We start from the raw sequence: 20,859 nt of genomic DNA on the forward strand, positions 1-20,859 counted from the left end.
TTTTTCAGCGTGTACCAGACAGTTTTAAGGTTAAATATCCAGGTTTCTCACATCGCGGGCGTGTGTGGTGATGAACTTGGTGCGCGGAGGAACTGCCGCCCCCATCAGCATATCAAAAGTGCGGTCGGCCGCAGCTGCATCCTCAATACTCACCGAGAGCAAAGTCCGGTTCTCAGGGTTCATTGTCGTCTCCCACAGCTGGGTGGGATTCATCTCACCAAGGCCCTTATACCGCTGAAGCGAGACTTTATCGGCAGACACGCCCAATTCCTTGAGCACACGAGATAGGTCGGCCTCGGTATAAGCATAACGCACCTGGTTTCGATACGCCACCCGGTAAAGCGGCGGCTGAGCAATGTAAAGATGGCCTTCTTCGATGAGGGGCTGCATATAGCGGAAAAAGAAGGTCAGCAGAAGGGTACGGATATGACTTCCGTCAACATCTGCGTCTGTCATGATCACCACCCGCCCATAACGCAATCCAGAAAGGTCAAACGAGTCGCCAATGCCCGTGCCCAGCGCTGAGATCAAAGCCTTGACCTCATTATTGGAAAGGATTTTATCCAGCCGGGCGCGCTCGGTTTCCAGCACTTCTCGGTAATGATAAAGCGACGCCCGCGAAATGAACCCCGGCTCAGGTTCCACTCTCGCCCACTCGATGGAGAAACGATAGGCGTTCAGGCCTAACTCATGAAGCATCTGGATGTCTTTGCGGAAGAGGCGGTAATGATCGCAGGCGTCACCGCTCGGTTCAGCAAAGATGGTTCCCGGCGTATGCTCGAAAACCCAGAAGTCACTGTTGATGTTGTTCCCTTCCACCTGATGCGCCGCAGTTGCCGCACCCCATAAAAACCCTTCTGGAAATTCGTTCATCATGTTTCCTCCTGCGGATAATTCTAACTCGAAATTAAAAATCTCCGGCTCAGCCCAATCCTCAGAGACAAGCAAAGGCCCTCTTCAGGTAAAAAATGGCGGTAACAAACAGCCCGCTTCAGGAAAGAAAGCGGGCTGTTTTTCAGCGTGTACCAGACAGTTTTAAGGTTAAATATCCAGGTTTCTCACATCGCGGGCGTGTGTGGTGATGAACTTGGTGCGCGGAGGAACTGCCGCCCCCATCAGCATATCAAAAGTGCGGTCGGCCGCAGCTGCATCCTCAATACTCACCGAGAGCAAAGTCCGGTTCTCAGGGTTCATTGTCGTCTCCCACAGCTGGGTGGGATTCATCTCACCAAGGCCCTTATACCGCTGAAGCGAGACTTTATCGGCAGACACGCCCAATTCCTTGAGCACACGAGATAGGTCGGCCTCGGTATAAGCATAACGCACCTGGTTTCGATACGCCACCCGGTAAAGCGGCGGCTGAGCAATGTAAAGATGGCCTTCTTCGATGAGGGGCTGCATATAGCGGAAAAAGAAGGTCAGCAGAAGGGTACGGATATGACTTCCGTCAACATCTGCGTCTGTCATGATCACCACCCGCCCATAACGCAATCCAGAAAGGTCAAACGAGTCGCCAATGCCCGTGCCCAGCGCTGAGATCAAAGCCTTGACCTCATTATTGGAAAGGATTTTATCCAGCCGGGCGCGCTCGGTATTGAGAATCTTCCCGCGCAATGGTAGAACAGCCTGAAAGTGCCGGTCACGCCCCTGTTTGGCTGAACCACCAGCGCTATCTCCCTCTACAATGAAAAGCTCGGTCTTTGTGGCATCACGCTCCGAACAATCCGCCAGCTTGCCGGGCAAAGTCAGGCTCTCTAAAGTAGATTTACGGATCACCAGATCGCGCGCTTTACGGGCGGCATCTCGCGCACGCGCCGAGGTAAGACACTTCTGCACGATGGCCCTTGCCGCTGAGGGGTTTTCTTCCAGGAAGGTACTGAATGCCTCGCCCACCACCTGCTGTACGTAGGTTTGCACTTCCGGATTCATCAGCTTGACTTTCGTCTGGCTTTCGAACTGCGGATCAGGATGTTTAATGCTGATGATAGCCGTCAGGCCTTCCCGGGTATCGTCCCCTGAAAAGTTCGGATCACTCTCTTTCAATAACCCTGTCCGGCGCGCATAATCGTTGATCACCCGTGTCAGAGCGGTGCGCAGCCCGGTGAGGTGCGTACCGCCGTCAATTGTATTGATGGTATTAGCAAAAGAATATACCGACTCGGCATAGGCATCGGTATACTGAATGGCGGCCTCCACACCGATACCATCTACCTCTTTCTCGGCATACACCACCGGGTGCAGGATTTCGCGGTTACGATTGAGGTAGCGTACGAAGGAGATGATGCCACCCTCAAAATAGAAAGTCATTTCGCGGCTGGCGCGTTCATCCACCAGTCGGATCATCACCTTACGGGTGACGAAAGCCATCTCGCGAAACCGTTGCGCCAGAGTCTCAAAACGATAATCCAGATCCCCTTTAAAAATGGTAGGGTCAAAGCGAAATGTGGTGCGTGTTCCCGTCTGCCTGGGGCTGCATTGACCGATGACCTTCACCGGTTCCTGGGGCACACCCCGTTCATATCGTTGAAAATAACGCTGACCGTCGCGGCAGACCTCCACTTCGCACCATTCTGAGAGCGCATTCACCGCCGATACACCCACCCCGTGCAACCCACCGGAGACCTTGTAGCTCCCTGAGCCAAATTTTCCACCGGCATGAAGGATGGTCATTACCACTTCCAGTGCCGATTTCTTTTTCTCCGGATGAATATCCCGCGCAATGGTAGAACAGCCTGAAAGTGCCGGTCACGCCCCTGTTTGGCTGAACCACCAGCGCTATCTCCCTCTACAATGAAAAGCTCGGTCTTTGTGGCATCACGCTCCGAACAATCCGCCAGCTTGCCGGGCAAAGTCAGGCTCTCTAAAGTAGATTTACGGATCACCAGATCGCGCGCTTTACGGGCGGCATCTCGCGCACGCGCCGAGGTAAGACACTTCTGCACGATGGCCCTTGCCGCTGAGGGGTTTTCTTCCAGGAAGGTACTGAATGCCTCGCCCACCACCTGCTGTACGTAGGTTTGCACTTCCGGATTCATCAGCTTGACTTTCGTCTGGCTTTCGAACTGCGGATCAGGATGTTTAATGCTGATGATAGCCGTCAGGCCTTCCCGGGTATCGTCCCCTGAAAAGTTCGGATCACTCTCTTTCAATAACCCTGTCCGGCGCGCATAATCGTTGATCACCCGTGTCAGAGCGGTGCGCAGCCCGGTGAGGTGCGTACCGCCGTCAATTGTATTGATGGTATTAGCAAAAGAATATACCGACTCGGCATAGGCATCGGTATACTGAATGGCGGCCTCCACACCGATACCATCTACCTCTTTCTCGGCATACACCACCGGGTGCAGGATTTCGCGGTTACGATTGAGGTAGCGTACGAAGGAGATGATGCCACCCTCAAAATAGAAAGTCATTTCGCGGCTGGCGCGTTCATCCACCAGTCGGATCATCACCTTACGGGTGACGAAAGCCATCTCGCGAAACCGTTGCGCCAGAGTCTCAAAACGATAATCCAGATCCCCTTTAAAAATGGTAGGGTCAAAGCGAAATGTGGTGCGTGTTCCCGTCTGCCTGGGGCTGCATTGACCGATGACCTTCACCGGTTCCTGGGGCACACCCCGTTCATATCGTTGAAAATAACGCTGACCGTCGCGGCAGACCTCCACTTCGCACCATTCTGAGAGCGCATTCACCGCCGATACACCCACCCCGTGCAACCCACCGGAGACCTTGTAGCTCCCTGAGCCAAATTTTCCACCGGCATGAAGGATGGTCATTACCACTTCCAGTGCCGATTTCTTTTTCTCCGGATGAATATCCACCGGAATACCGCGGCCATTATCTTCCACGGTGACCGAACTATCAGGGTGGATTGTCACAGTGATGCGATCACAGGCGCCAGCCAGGGCTTCATCAATCGAGTTATCCACCACCTCGTAAACCAGGTGATGCAACGCTTTGAGATCGGTACCACCCACATACATACCAGGCCGGCGCCGGACGGCTTCCAATCCTTCCAGCACCTGAATATCTTTCGCACCATACGAACTGGTAACAGGAACTGCCAACCTTACCTCCAAAAAATGCCCACCCGGTGCTTTTCATCCCGCCTTTGTTCAGCAGTGAAATGCACCGGCAGACGAATCATCCACGCGTCAAAGATTCGCGGCGCATGGCTTCCACCCATTGCACCGCCTTACGGTAATACACAAAACTTGCCGCAAGCAACCCTGTGGTTATAAATGCATTTCCCAGAATCCCCGCCAGCATCAACCACGAAGTTTCGGGTGGAATGTGCCACAGATAGCCCATCCCTTGCGTCAACACCAGCGCCGCCAGCAAGAACATCATCACCCCAGGGAACAGCAACCTCACTACCCGCGCACTGATTAACATTGCCTGCATTACCCCCTGATGAGCGGCAAAAATGCCATGCGGTGAGAACACAAGGGGGATCAACAGCCATAACAGAACAAAACTCATCAGCAGCAGGGCCAGCTGCGCCAGTGCCGGATTAATCAACGCAAGGATCAACGACACCACTGAGATCGGGATCGAGAGCAACATCAAAATAACAATGAGCAGAATGGTCAGGGAAAAGACCTGACCAAATTCCCAAATGGCCTGGGGCAGAGAGTAAGGAAGGTCTTCCTGAGCCGTCGAGCGCGCGATCATGCTGAAGTACAGGCTGCCTGCCACCAGCCCCAGCAGACTGAAAAGCAGCCATCCGCTCAGCGCCTGTCCCCAGGAATGAATCTCATAAACCGGCGGTTCACCCAGGGGGGTACGAACGGGCAACACCCCCGCCAGCAGGCTGGGCACACCTACCGGCATTGAGCTTAAAAAGGTAAGCAGATTAAAACGTTCCAGAACCGTCGTCCATAACTGCTGGAGTGCCCCGGTCATTCCCAGCAAATCATTCCCACCGGTGGCTTGCAGGCTATCCACCCAATCCTGAACCAGGGGTTGCATCAGTTGCTTGAGACGAAATCGAGGGCCAAACCACAGCAGTAAATCCAGCCCCACCGGCAGAAGAATCAAATAGGCTCGCGCGGCAACCAGGTTAAACCCGGCCGTCAGCGATGCAATCAGGCGCGGCGGCGCTATGGTATTGGTCTTCAGGGTCTCGTTCATCCGAATTTTAATTTTACCACGTTTGACTGAACATTTCTTCTATTCTCATCCCATTTTGAACCTGTGCTACCACGCCTGAGTAAGGTCGAAGTAGAAAGCTCACCCCCTGCGCCACCAGAATCACCACCGAAACCACCCACAGAACGCGCTGTAACAGCGGCCATCTCGAAAGTCGCGGAAACCATCCTTCAGCCAAAGCCTGAGGGAAAGTGAAAGCCGTTGAAAAGAGCGGAACCATCACCGGCAACCAGTAATGATCGGGCTTGACCGCTACAAACCACAATAAATACACCGCTTGAGGGATGATATACGTCAGAATGAGCCGGTTGAGCTGCCGGTTGGGCCCCCACACACACCCTGCCACCAGAGAAAGCCCAAGGAAGGTTAAAAAGAACGGGTGCCCATACCAGGTAGAAAGAGTCCAGTTCCAGAAAGCCGGGCCTTTTTGATAATAGGGCGAATCATCTTCATAACCACTACCCAGCACATCGGTCTTCTCAGTTTGAATACGGATCAATTCCTGACGCGCCCCAGCATTGTAAAGGAATGGGTTAGAAACCACCAGCGCCAGCAATGCCACCCCCGTAAAAAGCAGTGCCTTCCCCATCGCCTGACGCAGGGTGAGCTTCTTTTGCAGCATTCCTGCGAGTAAATAATATGGAATGGTCAGGACAAAAAATACCCCGGCCAATTTGATCCCCACAGCCAACCCGCAGGCTACGGCGGCGAACAAAAAATTTCGCCCAAATCGAAAATCATCCCGCCGCAGGAAAACGAAGACCAGCGTCACCGAAAGTACCGAAAGTGCGTCCGGGTGCCACCACTGAATATGGTTGCGCACAATGGCCGGCACAATGAACATAAAAATGGTCAACCCAACCGACTGCCAGAGAGACCGGAAGCGTGTTTGCTCATAAACCCAGAAGATCATGGCCGCCAGCATGGGCAATACACTGACCAGCTGGCGTAAAAGCAGTAAATTGACCGCTGTATAGTTGGTGAACTGCCCACCGTAGATTAACCGCACCGGCAACACAGCCAGTGCTGAAAAGAAATAAAAGGGGTATCCATAGTGATAATCGCCATAAATGATCCAGCGGCTGAAGAGATCCTTAAAATCTCTGGCTGGTGTAAGCATGCGAACCACATGCGGATAAGTAACCGGCTCATCGAGCGACGTTACCAGCAACATCTTCTCACTTTGTGCACCCCGCGCATTAGGAAAAATCAGGGCTGCAAAACATACCAATCCCAGAAAGAGCACCCAGAACCCGTTTCGCTTCTGATCCCGAACCATCAACCCGCCTCAAAAATTGAAATACAGAGCCTGGCCAACCGACCTCTCTCAAGCTTTTGGCTTAAAAATACGAACAGTCTGCAAAATTCATCGAACCCCTTCATTGTAGCATGGTTGGCGATATAATTTTGAACGATGGATGAACACCGCCACCTGCCAGATATCAACCGTCTGAGTGTGCTCTCAGCGGTTATTTTACTGGCCTATGCCGTGACTCCCTTTATTCAATTACCCTCCCGTTTGATACAGCTCCAGCTTCCCGGTTTCCTTTTGAACATTAATCTGAATTTTGCCACGTTTACTTCTCTGCTCGCTGCCGCGCTCTCTGGAGTGGGGGCAGACTGGTTAATCCGCGGCCACCCCCGTTACCAGGAAAAAGGTACAAGCACCCGCCACTGGCTATTACCTGCCCTTACGGCCTGGGTGATCAGTGTTCCCCTCAACCGTTTAGAGGTCAGCCTCTCATGGTGGGGTATCTTTTTATTCGGCGGGCTTCTCTTGCTGGCAGTCGTTGTTTCAGAATACATTGCCCTCGACCCTGGCGATATTCGTTACGCCCCCGCCGTCGTCGTCCTGAATGCAGTGGCCTTTGCCCTCTTTCTCGTCCTGGCCGTGGCCCTGAGAGCAGCAGGGCTTCGCTTATACAGCATCCTTTCCGCCCTGTCAGTGGCAGTTTTTCTGGCCAGCCTCCGAACGTTATACCTGCGTTTGGGCGGGAGATGGGTCTGGAAATGGCCACTGGTGATTACCATTGTGATCGGGCAGATAGTTATGGGCCTGCATTACTGGCCGCTCACCCCCCTTCAGTTTGGCCTGATTCTGGTTGGGGCTACCTACGCCCTGGTCAGCACGGCAGTAGGGCTGGAAGAAGGACGAAGCGGACGAGCTTTGCTGATAGAGCCGCTGATAATGATCCTCCTGTCCTGGATCATGGCCATCCTGGTGCGCGGATGAACATTCGACTGACTCGCTCTCACCTTCAGCAAATGGTAGACCACGCCACCCAATGCCTGCCTGAAGAAGCCTGTGGCCTGATCGGAGGGGTGGAAGGGGAAGCCCGGCTAATCGTTCCGGTGACCAACAGCCTGCACAGCGCGGTACGCTTTCGTATGGAGCCGCATGAACAGCTCCGCGCTTTTCAACGCTTCGAAACCGAAGGCCTGGAACTTCTGGCCATTTATCATTCTCACCCCACCGGCCCCCCTACCCCCTCTGAGACCGATCGGGCAGAGTTCTCCTACCCTGGGGTTGCTTATATCATCCTTTCGGGCGCCTCTTCAGGTTGGCAGTGGAATGCCTTTCAACTGGATAACCAAAAGGTTACCCCCTGTATGCTAGAAATTGCCGATGATTAACCTTTCATAATCTCATTCTATTTTTAACTGGATCACGTATCCTTACCACCCGAACAGGGTTATCTGAAAAAGAGGTAGAAAAAATGCTTGTGGTTCAAATTGCGGCTGTCTTAATCTTATCCTATCTGGTGGGATCGATCCCGGTGGGATGGCTTATTGTGAAAATCTCCACCGGGCGAGATGTACGCACCATTGAAAGTGGGCGTACCGGTGGCACCAACGTCATGCGCGCCGCTGGTACCTTCGCCGGGATACTTACCGCAATCGGGGATGTTTTAAAGGGATATTCCACCCTGTGGATCGTCAACTGGCTCATTCCCCCCGATTCACCCTGGAAGGTCTGGCTTCAGGTTGCTGCACCTCTCCTGGCCATCCTGGGCCACAATTATTCCATTTACCTGCTCGAGAGGCGCGCCGACGGGAAAGTTCAACTGCGGGGCGGAGCTGGTGGTGCCACCTGCTTTGGCGGGGCGCTCGGTTTATGGCTGCCCAGCGGATTGATCATCCTGCCGGTTGGATTGCTGGTTTTTCTGCTTGTAGGATATGCCTCGCTTACAACCATCAGCATTGCTTTAAGCACCACCGTTATTTTCGCTTACCTGGCACTTTTCAAAGGATATCCCTGGCAGTACATTCTCTACGGAGCAGCCAGTCTGATGGCTCTGTTATGGGCCTTACGGCCTAACCTGGTGCGCCTGGCGAACGGTACCGAACGCGTTGTGGGTTTACGCGCCGCCCTCCAGAAAAAACGCACCGCCGGGAAACGGCAAGAAAACCCTACCCGACCCGTTAATAAAAAACAAAACGCTACCCACTGATCTTCAACCAAAAAGCCGGAAATTATCCGGCTTTTTGGTTTTAATCCAGAAGTTCTTCCTCGCGAACCATCGGCTCAGATTCGGAGGTCTGCAGCGTACGGAACAGGTACCTCAGATTACGGCGATGTAATTCTTCGGCCAGCCCGCCCAGGTAAACACGGCTCTTCCCGCAGGATTCAAGGTCGATCATCGCCAGGGCATCTACCGGGTTGCGCTTTTTCATGGCCGCGCGCACCTGTTTACGAATGGAAGCCAGGTAAGTCAGGTTTTCCTTCACGGCATCGTCAATCTCACCGCGCAGAATGATATCCCCATGCCCTTGAATGATATTCTCCAATCCCATCTTTCCGATCTTTCGGATGGTCTCGGCTAATGTGTCGAGATCCCCATCCACCACATAAGGCAAAGGCAAAAAGGCATCACCGGCAAAGAGGACACGGTCTTCCTCTACCAGGACAGAAATTCCGTCCTGGCTGTGGCCTGGTGTACAGGAAAGAATCAGGTTCTTTTTCCCGACCCTCAACATGACCGTTCCGTCATTAAAAGTTATATGGGGAGGGACAATCTTGACCTGTTTAAAAATAGGGTTTTGTTTACGCGCCGCTTCAAGAGAACTCTGTCCCTTTTCCAGCATGAATTCACGGCAGAGAGCATGCCCGAGGATCGTTGCCCCCGGGAAAAAGCAATTTCCCCAGGAATGATCGGCATGGTAATGGGTATTAATCACGTAACGAACAGGCACTCCCAACTCTTCCTCAATAAAGGAACGCATGGCAAGCGTTTCGTCGGGGATGGCCAGGGTATCAATCACCACCGCCCATTGAGGGCCAGTCACTGCGCCAGCAGTGACCTGAGCATAGATTTCGCTCTGGAACCAGTAGACATTTTCAGAAATGCGTTCGCGCTGCATGGAATATTCCTGCCTGAAGATTAACAGGCACAAGAATAGCACAAATGAATCGAAAAGTCAAAAAAACGCTTCCTCCCCGGGCTATCATCGTCCTCATGACGGGGATTTCCGCCGTAAAAACAGGAACCAGGTCAGCCCGAATACCGCACTTCCACTCAGGGCCAGGCCAAGCACCAGGCTGATCCAGTCTGAAGCATTACGCCTGCTTTGGGTGACAGCCGGTAATATTGTGGGGGTTGGGGTAAGCACTTCTGACACTTGTGTTGGAGTAGCTGAAACTTCCCGGGTCTCTCCCTCAGAAGTGCCTGCCGGTGGATATCCTGAAGGATGCGGGGAGCCGGTCAGTCCGGGGGTGAAATCTGTCTCCTCAGGGCCAGCATACGCCGGGATCGTCGCCGTGACGGAACCAGTGGAAGGGATAAAAAAGGGAGTAGGTGTGGCAGTGAGACTTCCCAGGGTAGAACGCGTAGGAGTGAATGGCAGACGCGTGAGTGTTGGGAAACGGGTAGGGGTCGGCAGGCGGAAAAAAGGTGTGAAGGTAGGCCGGGGGGTGATCGTACGAGTGGGGGTCAACGTGGGGGTAACCGTTGCCGGGTTTGGAATGATGGAAAGGATATCAGAGTAGAAAAATGAGTTATCAGTACGGACGATCTTCAACCGGTAGTAATTCGTCACCCCGTTGGTTCGACCACGATCGACAAAGATGTAGTCTCCTCCAGCCAGCGCAGAACCTTTTCGGGCGATCAGATCACTGACGGGATCAAACGGCCCGTTAGGTGCAAGGCTGCGCATGACATAAAAACCGCTTAAATCCGTTTCACTGGTCGTCGTCCAGCGCACCGTGACCGTCTGGTCACTGGCCAGCGTCTGAAAAGTAACCGGTACAATCACCCCCACTACAAACGGTGTAAAACCCAGATCACTGGACAGCGCCGGGCGCCCCGAATTATCGAGAGTCACGGTCACTTCATCCAGAGCCAGGTTGCAGCTGGTACTCTGCCCGCTGACCCCACCGGCCCCGCTACCCGCAGGGTTTTGGCCAGTGGTATCCCATCCGGCAGTAACCTGTCCGGCCGGGTCATACCACCACAGAGGATATTTGGCGCTGGAAGCCGTTTGCCCGCAATACTGACTCGACTCGATCGCTGCCACACAGGCAGAAGAACGGTTGTATTTAAGCGAAAGCTCCAGTGAGCCACTCGCAACTGCCCCATCGGCCAGGAACACATCCCAGTAGTCACTGCAGGGATTTGGACTACCCGCAAAGGAGTTTGTAAACGGAACTGCATCCGGCACGGATGCTCCGTGGTCTACCAGATAAAGATCAAAATCCCCTCCATCTGCCGAACGTTTGACGGCGATCTGGTTATTAAAACGATAGATTTTGTTCGTGGTCACCGTCATTCGTTCTGCCAGAACACCCGCGCCTGCCGGGTTAAGGGCAATTGGGGCACCGAGCTGTTTTCCGGCACCCACCACACAATGCGTAGAAGCCTGCGCCGGTGCTGAAACCCCGCCCCAGTAATTGTGATCGATCCGTCGGTTGGCAACCACAGCCGTCGCTCCGGCGGAGCACTCCACAGGATCACCCGAACGATTTTGTATCACATTGTTGGCCACCATCATCAGACTGCCTCCGGGTGAACCGCTACCCCAGTACAGAGCATAGCCACTGTTGCCCTGAATATGGTTATAACGGACGGTGAGATTCCCGGTGTTGTTCACTACCCGGATGGCATCCCCCCCACCGGTCAGATCATTCGACTCGAGGATCACATCTGCAGGAGAATTGACCGAAACCAGGGTACGGTCAGGCGCAGTACAGGATCCATCGTTAAGGTTGAGTCCCCGCAGAGCACCTCCGGCAGAAAACTCCAGCATGGGATTACTGCATCCTCCGCTGGAGGTCAGAGTGGCTTCACCGCTGCCTTCGATAGAAACCTGCCGGTTAATCTGCACGGGATTACTTTTGAGGGCCACCGTTCCCAGAACAATAATGCGGGCCCCGGCCGGGGCGGCGTCCACCGCATCTTTCAGGCCGGTTCCAACCCCGCCTGGTAGATCATCACTGCTGTTGATATAGCAGGGTGACCCCGTGCAACTTGCCGCATCGCTGGCCACATAAAGGGTGGCCGCAGGCGAGACCGGGGTCATTTGCGGGGTGAAGACCTGCGCCGTCCGCGTCCAGCCTGCAGGCGTAAGTTCAAAAACCCGCATGAGCACACTACCCGGAGCGGTGGCAGTACTGGCCATGCGAAAGCTAAAGCCAAGAGAGTCGTGAAAAACAAAAACATTATTAAAAACCGCCTCACCCGCTGCCGCAAGGATGTAACCGGTGGGCGGGACCAGATCCTGCGAGCATCCGGTCGTGGATACCACATTATTGTATGAACCACCCGTGATCCCCCCCACCGCATCGAGCGCTACCGTCGATGAGTCATACCAGTTACTCGGAATATAGACACAAACCTTCACATTGGGGACCACCTGCGAAGCGTCGTACGCACCCAGCTCAAATTCAAGCTGATAGCTCAATCGCTGCCCGGCCGCACATCCTCCCGGAGGGCAGGAAGAAGGAGCAACCAGCCGGATCACCGTATTCTGCTGCACTCCTGCCCCCCGGGCTGTCTCTGCTGCCCACCCGGAACACAGCATTGCCAGGCAGACCACCCAACTCGCAAAGAAAACGCGCATCTTCATCAAACTTCACCTGTTCTGCATATTGTACACGCATCTACCCTGATGAGCATCGTTTTCTTGACAGTCCTTGATGGCTTTACTATACTTTATGGCAGCCACTTTTCAACCTTTAAGGAGTGCAATGCCCCCTACCTTCTCACGAATCCTCGCCTTAAGCCTGGCCATTCTCCTGATTCTCACGGCTTGCAGCCCCAAAAACCTTCAGGTGACCCAGCCCTGGGCACGCCCTGGAGCAGCAGGAGATAATAGTGCCATTTATCTGGTTATCGATAACCCCACTTCAGAAGCCGATACCTTGCTTGGCGCCGAAACGGATGTTGCCGGTTCTACTGAACTGCACCGGAGCAGTATGGAAAACGGCATGATGATGATGGAACCGCAGGAGAAAGTCTCTATCGATGCTAAAAGTCGGGTAGTCTTTGAACCGGGCGGGCTGCACGTGATGCTTGTTGGTCTGAAGCAGGACCTTCACGCTGGCGATACGATCCGCCTTACCCTTAACTTCGAGAAAGCTGGCGCCATCACGCTGGATGTGCCTGTCAAGGAGCCTTAGAGAAGAACTATGGATGCCATCCGGGCTTTCATTGCCATTCCACTTCCCGTTGAAATCCGGAACAGGCTCGGAACCATCATTGACCAGTTGCAGCGGAAAACCCCATCAGTGGTGCGCTGGGTAACCCCGGAGAACATGCACCTTACCCTTAAATTCCTGGGAAACATTTCTCCGGGAAATCTTGACCATCTGAAACAAGTTCTCGCCAGCGAAGCTGCACATCATACCGCTTCCACCCTGTGCCTCGAAGGCCTGGGGGCGTTCCCCAACCGCAATCGTCCACGGGTTATCTGGGTGGGTGTCAAAGCGCAACCCGCGCTGTTCGAACTGCAACAGAGCATCGACCGTGAAACAGCCCGCCTGGGATACCCCTCCGAAGAGCGTGATTTTTCACCGCATCTGACTCTGGGACGTATTTCGCCCCACGCCGGCCCCGGTGAGATACGCCAGATCGCCGAAGCACTGGCCACTCATCAGGTAGGTGAAGTAGGTACAGCTCCAGTAGCCGAAATCATTCTCTTCCGCAGCGACCTGCGCCCCGGAGGAGCAATGTATATCCCGCTTTTTAAAGCACGCCTGAAAACTTAAAATCCATGCAGATCTTCGGGGTCATGACACCTTTTTTATGCTACAATTTTCCCAAAATTTTGATTGAGGTGAAGCCTGAACGCTATTGAAATCGCCCGCAGCACGGTGGATGTGCTGGAAGAGAAAAAAGGAGAGCAAATTCTTCTCCTGGATATTCACGAAATTGCAACCTTTACCGATTATTTTGTGTTCTGCAACGGAACCAGCGACCGCATGTTAAACAGCCTCGCCGAGGCGGTTGCCGAGAACGCCCACAAAAAATTCCAGCTTGAGGTACGCATTGAAGGGCGCGCCGAGGACGGCTGGATGCTGGTTGACCTGGGAGATGTCATTGTCCATCTCTTCTCCCCCGATCAGCGGGAGTACTACCAGCTCGAAACGCTGTGGCATCGCGGAAAGATTCTTTTGCGCCTGCAATAAATGGGGTATCCTGATCAATTTCCTCATTGTCAGGGGCAATAAATCTGGTAAAATCACACTCAACAGTGGGGCGTGGTGCAATGGCAGCACACCAGACTTTGGATCTGTGGATCTTGGTTCGAATCCAGGCGCCCCAGCTCAAGCACCAGAAGGACGGAACCCCGTCCTTTTTTAATGGATACAATCGCCTTAAATCCACGGGTTCCTCTTTTATACTGACGAACCTTCCGCCCGTAATACCACAAAATAAAATATAATGAGGGCACTCAATGAAATGCCGTCGTTTGAGAAAGAAGGAACGTTGATTCGGTTATCCCTTTTCTTCGCTCAAACGGCTATCGCCGATTAACAACCTCTCAGAGAACGAAGGAGAATCTTTCGATGCACCTTACACCCATCGTCCTGGCCGCTGGAAAAGGAACACGCATGCGCTCTCGCCTTCCGAAAATGCTCCATCTCCTGGCCGGGAAACCCCTTGTCCTTCACGCACTGGAAATTGCCGCCAGTCTGGGCGGAGAGAAACCCATTCTGGTTGTAGGGCATGGAGAAGACGCTGTCAGGCAGGCAGTGGGTGAAGCAGCCCGCTTTGCCGTTCAGGAAGAGCAACTCGGAACCGCCCATGCCGTCCTCGCTGCAGAACCCCTGGCTGCCGGTGAGGCAGAGTTCGTCATGGTCACGTATGGAGATATGCCCCTCTTAAGACCTGAAACCCTCCAGAAGCTGGTCGCCATGCAACAAAACAACCCTGGCCCCTTTACCCTGCTCACCGTAGAAATGGACGATCCTCACGGTTTCGGACGGGTAATACGCTCCCCGGAGGGTACAGTCAGGGCCGTGGTGGAAGAAGCCGTAGCCACACCTGAACAGCTGGCCGTGCGCGAGCTCAATGTGGGAGTGTACTGTTTCCGCGCCAGCTGGTTGTGGCCAGCGTTGCGCCGGATTCAGAAATCTCCCAAGGGAGAATATTTCCTGACCGACCTGGTAGAAGTGGCCACCCGCGAAAACCTTCCCATCCAGGCGTTGAAAACCGACGACCCTGATGAAGCCATCGGCATTAATACCCGTATCCATCTGGCAGAAGCCGAGGCCGTGCTGCGTAAGCGCATCAACACCCGCTGGATGCTCGAAGGAGTAACCATCATCGACCCTGCCTCCACCCATATTGAGCCGGGCGTCACGATTGGCATGGATACCATCATCTGGCCCAACACCTATTTACGTGGAAACACTGTCATTGGCGAAGGTTGTACCCTCGGTCCGGACACGATCATAGAGAACACTCGCATCGGCGATCGCTGCCGCATCCTGGCATCCTACCTCGAAAGCTCCATCCTGGAGGATGACGTCAAAATGGGGCCTTTCTGCCACCTGCGACCTGGAGCCCATCTGGCACGTGGAGTAAAGATGGGAAACTTCGGCGAGGTGAAAGGGTCTTACCTGGGAGAAGGAGTTCACATGGGCCACTTCTCGTACATCGGCGACGCAGTGGTTGGCGCCCATACGAACATCGGAGCAGGGACAATCACCTGCAATTTCGACGGGGTTCATAAACATAAAACCGAAATCGGAGAAGGAGCGTTCATTGGCAGTGACACCATGCTTGTTGCTCCGGTAAAAATTGGCAGGAATGCGCGCACCGGGGCCGGGGCTGTAGTAACCCACGATGTGCCCGATGATACGACTGTGGTCGGAGTGCCAGCCCGCCCGTTCGTCAAGAAAGCATGAGGATGTTCGCTGAGACCTTTTGGCTGCTCTTTATTCTGCTGATCTTCCTCGATCTGTTTTTCGCTGCTGTTCGCGGAAGTGTGCTCAACACCCGCCTGCCGGCCCTCATGGATATGGGAGACCAGTACGCCGGACAGGTGCAGGCCACCCTTGCCCTGCTCGAGAAACCCCGGTTGCGAACCTCCCTGCGGATGGGCGTGGTAACCGTTCACTTTGCCCTCGGCAGTATGGCGGCCTGGTTCATCCTCCACTGGCTTCAGCCCCCGAACTTCACCCTGGGGATCCTCTCTGCCTTCCTCGGAGCTCTCGTTCTTCTGACCCTGGAACACCTGCTCGAAGGATTATTGCTCCCCCATGCCGAGCTCTGGGCTTTGCGCCTTACTGGTGCCGCACGGCTGGTCGACTGGCTCTTCAGTCCGTTCTCTTCGATCCTGGTTCGGCTGCTCGGTTCACCCATTGTGTTGCAACAACGCCTCAGCCCGATCACGGAATATGAGCTGCGCAACTGGGTAGACCAGGGCACTTCCGAAGGTAGCCTGGAGCAAGGCGAACGCCGGATGATCTACTCGATTTTCCAGTTTGGCGAGACCCTTTGCCGCGAGATTATGGTACCACGCATTGATATGCTCGCCCTGGAGATTAACACCGCACTCGAAGATGCCCTCCGGGCGCTTAAAGATTCGGGACATTCGCGTCTGCCCGTTTATGAAGACACGATCGATAACATTGTGGGCGTGCTGTACGCCAAAGACCTCTTGCTGGTCTACCCGCAAGAAGGGCAAACCCTTGCCTCCCTGAGAGACATGCTGCGCCCGGCCTATTTCGTGCCGGAAGCGAAGAAGGTAGATGAACTTCTCGACGAAATGCAAGCTCGCCGCATTCACATCGCCATCGTGATTGATGAATACGGCGGCGTGGCCGGGCTGGTCACTCTGGAAGACATTGTGGAGGAAATTGTCGGGGAAATCCGCGACGAATACGATCAGGGAGAAGAACAACTCTACACTGAGATAGCTCCCGGAGAATACATCTTCAACGCGCGCATTGATCTGGACGACTTTAATGAAATTATGGGCACGCACCTGGACAAAGATATCGCCGATTCCCTGGGTGGATTAATTTATGGCCTGGTAGGTCGCATTCCCAACGGCGGTGAAACCGTCGAAATTGAGGGTTTACAATTGAAAGTAGAGGCCATCAGTGGCCGCCGTATTCGCAAGGTGCGCGCCAGGAAGATCGGCACCCCTACCACACCCGGTGAACTGACAGACAACCAGGAAGGCGAACCAGAAGGAGCAACGCCATGAACCTGACCGATGAACAACGCCAGCAATTGATCGAAGCCGCCCTGACAGTGCGAAAATGGGCTTATGCCCCTTATTCAAAATATCCGGTAGGTGCGGCCCTTCTGACCGCTTCCGGGAAGATTTATGATGGGGTTAATGTGGAGAATGCCGCCTATCCCTCCGGAATTTGCGCAGAGCGGGTGGCTGTTTTCAAGGCTGTGTCCGAAGGAGAGCGTGAATTTGTGGCCATCACCGTCGCCACCCACAATGGGGGTAGCCCTTGCGGCGCCTGTCGACAGGTACTGGCAGAGTTCGGCCTGGACACCCTGGTTCTGATTGTGGATGGCAACGGGAATATCGTCCAGGAAACCACCGTGCGTGGGCTGCTTCCCGGCGCGTTCACTGCCGAAGCCCTGGAAAAGAGCGGGTAATCTCTCTGATCCGCCTGCACATACCGTTCAGGCAGTATATCCGGGTTTTCCTGTATGACCCCCACCATCCACACACTGACGGTTGAAGCCATCGTCCTGCGTCATGTTGAGATGGGCGAAGCTGACCGTTTACTCACGCTCTATACCCGTGAAGCCGGGAAACTCCGCGCCATGGCAAAAGGGGTGCGGAAAATGAAATCTCGCAAGGCAGGCCACCTGGAGCCCTTTACCCGGGTGCGCCTTCAGCTGGCCCGCGGGCGTGATTTCTGGATTGTCACCCAGGCCGAGACCGTTGACGCTTATCTCCCCCTGCGCGAAGACCTTTTACGAACCGCTTATGCCGCTTATGCTATGGAATTACTGGACCGTTTTTCCTTTGATGAAGAAGAAAACCGGCCCCTGTACCAGCAATCGGTCGAGGTCATGGAACGCATCACATCGCTGGAAGATCCATTTCTGGCCGTGCGTTTTTATGAGCTGCGCCTGCTCGACCTGGTGGGATTTCGCCCTCAGCTGTTTCGATGTGTGAGTTGTGAAAAACCCATCCAACCGGAAGATCAATTCTTTGACCCCTCTCAGGGGGGAGTCGTTTGCCCGCGCTGTGCTCCGCGCTTTGCCACCGCCCGTGAAATCAGCAAAGATGCCCTGCGCTTTTTGCGCCATTTGCAACGCAGTCCCTTTACCGAGGCGCTACGAGCCACCCCCAATGCCAGCCAGCGTGCCGAAATGGAACATACCCTCCGTCATTACCTGACCTACCTCCTCGAGCGGCGGCTTAACTCTCCGGGCTTCCTCGAAGAAATCCGACGCGGGCGCCAGATCGGCGGCTGAAACGCTCCTTCATGGCCAGGGAATCACCACCGGATCAGAATAACCGTGTTTTTCGGCGGTATAGAGCAACCCTCCCGATTTTTCCCCGCAGCCTGTTTCATCCTTGAAAGTGTACGACGCCGTATCGGTGTGGACGATGAAAGGAATCACCACACCGTTCTGACAAACCATGGCTTCGATGAGATAACCCCGGCGTTTGTCTTCACTCAACGGCACATCATCCCAGGTCACTGTCACCCGGTCGCCCTCACGCACAGCCCGCACATTCCCCGGCGGCCCGGCGAAGGTGGTATGCGGCAGTGGTATATTCACCACCGGCACCTGACTCAGATCAACTCGCTCCTCAAAGACAATTTCAGAAGCCCAACAATTTGCCCCTTCGAGGTTGTAGGGATGAATCCAGTACCATGTTCCATTCCAGTTACGCCCGCGCACATCAGCCTTATCTCCAGGGTACAGCCCCCAGCGGTACAGATACGCCGTGCCCGGACCATACCGGCAGTTCGCCTGCATCTTCACGGTCACAGGTGGGTACTCAGGCGTAGGTGTAGCCGAGGGAGTAGGTGTAGCCGTCGGTTGGGGGGTAGGAGTGGACGTGTGCGTGGGAGTGAAGGTGGGGGTGCGCGTAAAAGTTGCCGTTGGCGTCAAGGAGGGCAGCGGTGACGGAGAGAACGTCAGGGTCACGGTGGCTGGCAAAGGCGCAGAAATTACCGGATTCACACCCAATCCATGACACTGAGCCCCTGCCAGGACCAGCCCCAGAAGCGCTGCCACAACCAGGAACCTAGAAATTTTCTTGTTCATTATGAATTGAGTCGTAAAGAAGCCGTCCGGGTTACGCCTCTTCCAGCGCAGCCCGAATCATGGCGAAATATCCTTCATCAGGCACATATTCAGGTACACTGTTGCCCGTCCCCAGGGCATACGCTCCCCGTTCACGCGTGCGTTCGAGCATCGCCTTGCTCCGCCGGTAAACCTCTTCGGGTGAGGCCCGGCAGACAAAATCCACGTCAATCCCACCCAGAATGGCAATCCGCTGATGATAGCGTTCGTAGGCTTCTTCAACCGGCAGGATGGTATCCTCATACGAATGGCGGGCATCATAACCCATTTCGTTCACAATGTCATCCATCACACGCTCGAAGTGCCCACAGGAGTGTAAAATGGCAGGCTTCCCTGCGGCATGAATCGCCTGAACAATCCGTTTATGCCACGGGAAGACAAACCGACGCATCCCCGCAGGCGAAAAGAGAGTCTGGGTGCGGAAGCCCCAGTCATCGTTAGAAATGCAGGCCCCCACTGCCGGATGCCGCGCCGCGATGGAATAATACCGTTCCAGGCGGCTACCGATCTCACCGAAAATATCCATTGCCAGGTCAGGGTCATCCACGATTAACATACACAGAGCTTCATACCCCACCAGGTTAATGGCGTTCTCCAGCACCCCGCTCGGCCCATATACAATGAGTTGCATTCCGGGAGGTAGCTCGTGAGCTACCTGGTCGAGGAGCGCCCAATCTGCAGCGTCCGGATCCATCCATGAATACTGCTGGAAGCTTTTCCGGTCACGGATTACAGCCCCTTCATTTTGCGATACAGTACGGCGTTTCTCCACCGGCCCGGCGGGGAAGTCAAACCCCGGCAGGAGGATATCATAGTAATCATAACCGGCATTCCGAAAGGCCCACATTTTTTGCAGGTGAAATTCCAGTGCCGAACTCAGCGAATCGGTGGGAATACCGGTCAGTTTTTCATGCAGGCGTTCGTTCAGGAAAAACTCAAACAGGGTCGGGCGATCAGGCCTTCGCCGTTCCAGAACCGCCAGAAGGTTACGAAAATCCGGTTCTCGCTGAGGGGCAAGAGGAGGAACGGAGGGTCTCATCATTGCAGGCATCCTTCCTTTTTCATGGCATAGAAATAGCTCATTTTTCGATCAGCATCATCATAAGTAAACACGGGGTGGGCACGTTTCACCCAAAGATAGGAGAGTAAAGCCCAATCTCCACCGGCTGAACTGAAATGTAACACTGAAAGTGCCAGGGCAAAAAAACGCAGAGGTTCTGCACACCACGCCAGCACAGCCAGTCCCCCATTGATCAACACCGTGGGCGCAAGCGCCAGGCCAATGAACTCTCGCCGGTTGACCACAAAACCATGCGCGATGGCATAAACCACACCTTCTCGCAAAGATACTCCCACCCGGATGTCTCTCGCTCCCAGAGCCCAATAGACCAGCCCATGAATACCCTCATGGAAGGGGATTAAAACCAACCAGGCAACTGTAGCCCAGAGTACCTGAATGATCCATGAGAAAGCGTTGTACCCCATCCGTATCCCCACCGAGAGGGTCACCCCAAGGTATAGTGCCAGCCCGATGTAAAACGATACTGTCACCGGATTGACCTGCTTCAGACCATACTGTACCAGAAAGGGGAGAAGATCATGGTGAGAGAGTGTATCCAGAAGGAGAAACCTCTCCGATTGTTGAAGATCGTTGACAGTCAAGCGCGAAGGTATGATCACTGCTCCTGCAAAATGAATGACAATACGATCCTTTAAATTATAGGATGAAAACAGAAACTCAATTCCATACGGGGCGTCAAGTGTTTGTCCCAAAAACGGTTGGTGAAATTGAAAAAAAGAAGTGGGCGCAGTATTCTCCCTCAAATACCATCGGCAGACTATGCCACCCCTACTCCAGCCACCATCAACCCGCTGGCCATACCCGACCAGGTCTTGTAGCCTCGAACGGTTCGGGCACGCATTTTCATCCTGCCTATCACTTGTTCGGTGGGGTTGTTGGTCCAGGGTA

The 20,859-nt window shown here is 54.2% G+C and carries 19 protein-coding genes, 1 tRNA gene and 2 pseudogenes; 11 read left to right on the top strand and 11 right to left on the bottom strand.

What is annotated here, in order from left to right:
- Positions 1 to 30: 30 nt before the first annotated feature.
- The 6 genes and pseudogenes from ATHL_RS10955 to ATHL_RS10975 form a co-directional block, all read right to left on the bottom strand.
- A pseudogene (locus ATHL_RS10955) lies at positions 31 to 594 on the bottom strand (toprim domain-containing protein); the annotation flags it as partial.
- Positions 595 to 876: pseudogene (locus tag ATHL_RS19725) on the bottom strand (family 1 glycosylhydrolase); the annotation flags it as partial. It lies immediately after the preceding pseudogene.
- A gap of 165 nt (positions 877 to 1,041) precedes the next feature.
- Positions 1,042 to 2,670, bottom strand: a complete 1,629-nt coding sequence (locus ATHL_RS10960) for a DNA gyrase subunit B (RefSeq protein ID WP_236822369.1) — start codon at positions 2,668 to 2,670, stop codon at positions 1,042 to 1,044.
- A complete protein-coding gene (locus tag ATHL_RS10965; RefSeq protein WP_062193514.1) occupies positions 2,670 to 4,067 on the bottom strand; it encodes an ATP-binding protein in 1,398 nt (465 codons plus the stop codon). The genes ATHL_RS10960 and ATHL_RS10965 overlap by 1 nt, the downstream gene beginning before the upstream one ends.
- Positions 4,068 to 4,143: 76 nt before the next feature.
- Complete coding sequence (locus ATHL_RS10970; protein WP_062193520.1) at positions 4,144 to 5,133, bottom strand: hypothetical protein; 990 nt, start codon at positions 5,131 to 5,133, stop codon at positions 4,144 to 4,146.
- A gap of 13 nt (positions 5,134 to 5,146) precedes the next feature.
- The gene (locus tag ATHL_RS10975) at positions 5,147 to 6,430 is read right to left on the bottom strand and encodes a hypothetical protein (RefSeq protein WP_062193526.1); all 1,284 of its coding nucleotides are present in this window, start codon (positions 6,428 to 6,430) and stop codon (positions 5,147 to 5,149) included.
- Between the two features lie 135 nt (positions 6,431 to 6,565).
- Between ATHL_RS10975 and ATHL_RS18890 the strand changes: the two genes are divergently transcribed.
- The 3 genes from ATHL_RS18890 to ATHL_RS10985 all read left to right on the top strand — a co-directional run bounded on the left by ATHL_RS18890 (position 6,566) and on the right by ATHL_RS10985 (position 8,603).
- Positions 6,566 to 7,384, top strand: coding sequence for a DUF5656 family protein (locus ATHL_RS18890; RefSeq protein ID WP_062193531.1), 819 nt, complete (start codon positions 6,566 to 6,568; stop codon positions 7,382 to 7,384).
- Positions 7,381 to 7,785, top strand: a complete 405-nt coding sequence (locus ATHL_RS18895) for a M67 family metallopeptidase (protein WP_062193535.1) — start codon at positions 7,381 to 7,383, stop codon at positions 7,783 to 7,785. Before ATHL_RS18890 ends, ATHL_RS18895 begins: the two co-directional genes overlap by 4 nt.
- 83 nt (positions 7,786 to 7,868) lie before the next feature.
- Complete coding sequence (locus ATHL_RS10985; RefSeq protein ID WP_062193540.1) at positions 7,869 to 8,603, top strand: glycerol-3-phosphate acyltransferase; 735 nt, start codon at positions 7,869 to 7,871, stop codon at positions 8,601 to 8,603.
- A 40-nt stretch (positions 8,604 to 8,643) separates the two neighbouring features.
- Here ATHL_RS10985 and ATHL_RS10990 read toward each other — a convergent pair whose 3' ends face one another.
- The gene (locus tag ATHL_RS10990) at positions 8,644 to 9,513 is read right to left on the bottom strand and encodes an MBL fold metallo-hydrolase (RefSeq protein WP_062193544.1); all 870 of its coding nucleotides are present in this window, start codon (positions 9,511 to 9,513) and stop codon (positions 8,644 to 8,646) included.
- A 93-nt stretch (positions 9,514 to 9,606) separates the two neighbouring features.
- On the bottom strand, positions 9,607 to 12,213 hold the full coding sequence (locus ATHL_RS10995) for a hypothetical protein (RefSeq protein ID WP_062193550.1): 2,607 nt from the start codon (positions 12,211 to 12,213) through the stop codon (positions 9,607 to 9,609).
- 88 nt (positions 12,214 to 12,301) lie between these two features.
- Here ATHL_RS10995 and ATHL_RS11000 point away from each other — a divergent pair, with 88 nt between their 5' ends.
- From ATHL_RS11000 to recO, 8 genes are all read left to right on the top strand, one after another.
- Entirely contained in the window at positions 12,302 to 12,766 is a 465-nt protein-coding gene (locus ATHL_RS11000) for a copper chaperone PCu(A)C (protein WP_236822370.1), read from the top strand.
- Positions 12,767 to 12,775: 9 nt separating this feature from the next.
- Complete coding sequence (gene thpR, locus ATHL_RS11005) at positions 12,776 to 13,354, top strand: RNA 2',3'-cyclic phosphodiesterase (protein WP_062193559.1); 579 nt, start codon at positions 12,776 to 12,778, stop codon at positions 13,352 to 13,354.
- Between the two features lie 105 nt (positions 13,355 to 13,459).
- Entirely contained in the window at positions 13,460 to 13,774 is a 315-nt protein-coding gene (gene rsfS / locus ATHL_RS11010) for a ribosome silencing factor (protein ID WP_062193562.1), read from the top strand.
- A gap of 66 nt (positions 13,775 to 13,840) precedes the next feature.
- Positions 13,841 to 13,911 (top strand) — tRNA-Gln (locus ATHL_RS11015).
- A 244-nt stretch (positions 13,912 to 14,155) separates the two neighbouring features.
- Entirely contained in the window at positions 14,156 to 15,499 is a 1,344-nt protein-coding gene (gene glmU, locus ATHL_RS11020; RefSeq protein WP_062193564.1) for a bifunctional UDP-N-acetylglucosamine diphosphorylase/glucosamine-1-phosphate N-acetyltransferase GlmU, read from the top strand.
- 2 nt (positions 15,500 to 15,501) lie between these two features.
- The gene (locus ATHL_RS11025) at positions 15,502 to 16,806 is read left to right on the top strand and encodes a transporter associated domain-containing protein (RefSeq protein WP_062193567.1); all 1,305 of its coding nucleotides are present in this window, start codon (positions 15,502 to 15,504) and stop codon (positions 16,804 to 16,806) included.
- Positions 16,803 to 17,216: a cytidine deaminase gene (gene cdd / locus ATHL_RS11030; RefSeq protein WP_062193570.1), complete on the top strand. Its 414-nt coding sequence runs from the start codon at positions 16,803 to 16,805 to the stop codon at positions 17,214 to 17,216. The genes ATHL_RS11025 and cdd overlap by 4 nt, the downstream gene beginning before the upstream one ends.
- A 54-nt stretch (positions 17,217 to 17,270) precedes the next feature.
- Positions 17,271 to 18,047 (top strand): DNA repair protein RecO, encoded by a 777-nt coding sequence (gene recO / locus ATHL_RS11035; RefSeq protein ID WP_062193572.1) that lies wholly within the window; start codon positions 17,271 to 17,273, stop codon positions 18,045 to 18,047.
- Between the two features lie 9 nt (positions 18,048 to 18,056).
- Here the strand turns inward: recO and ATHL_RS19155 are convergent, their stop codons facing one another.
- From ATHL_RS19155 to ATHL_RS11055, 3 genes are read right to left on the bottom strand one after another with little or no spacing between them, the layout of a single operon-like run.
- Entirely contained in the window at positions 18,057 to 18,851 is a 795-nt protein-coding gene (locus tag ATHL_RS19155) for a hypothetical protein (RefSeq protein WP_162787676.1), read from the bottom strand.
- A 31-nt stretch (positions 18,852 to 18,882) separates the two neighbouring features.
- Positions 18,883 to 19,932, bottom strand: a complete 1,050-nt coding sequence (locus ATHL_RS11050; protein WP_062193578.1) for a uroporphyrinogen decarboxylase family protein — start codon at positions 19,930 to 19,932, stop codon at positions 18,883 to 18,885.
- Complete coding sequence (locus ATHL_RS11055; protein ID WP_162787677.1) at positions 19,929 to 20,663, bottom strand: DUF3267 domain-containing protein; 735 nt, start codon at positions 20,661 to 20,663, stop codon at positions 19,929 to 19,931. The genes ATHL_RS11050 and ATHL_RS11055 overlap by 4 nt, the downstream gene beginning before the upstream one ends.
- Between the last annotated feature and the right edge of the window lie 196 nt (positions 20,664 to 20,859).

The sequence above is a fragment of the Anaerolinea thermolimosa genome, assembly GCF_001050195.2.
GTDB classification, from domain to species: Bacteria; Chloroflexota; Anaerolineae; order Anaerolineales; family Anaerolineaceae; genus Anaerolinea; species Anaerolinea thermolimosa.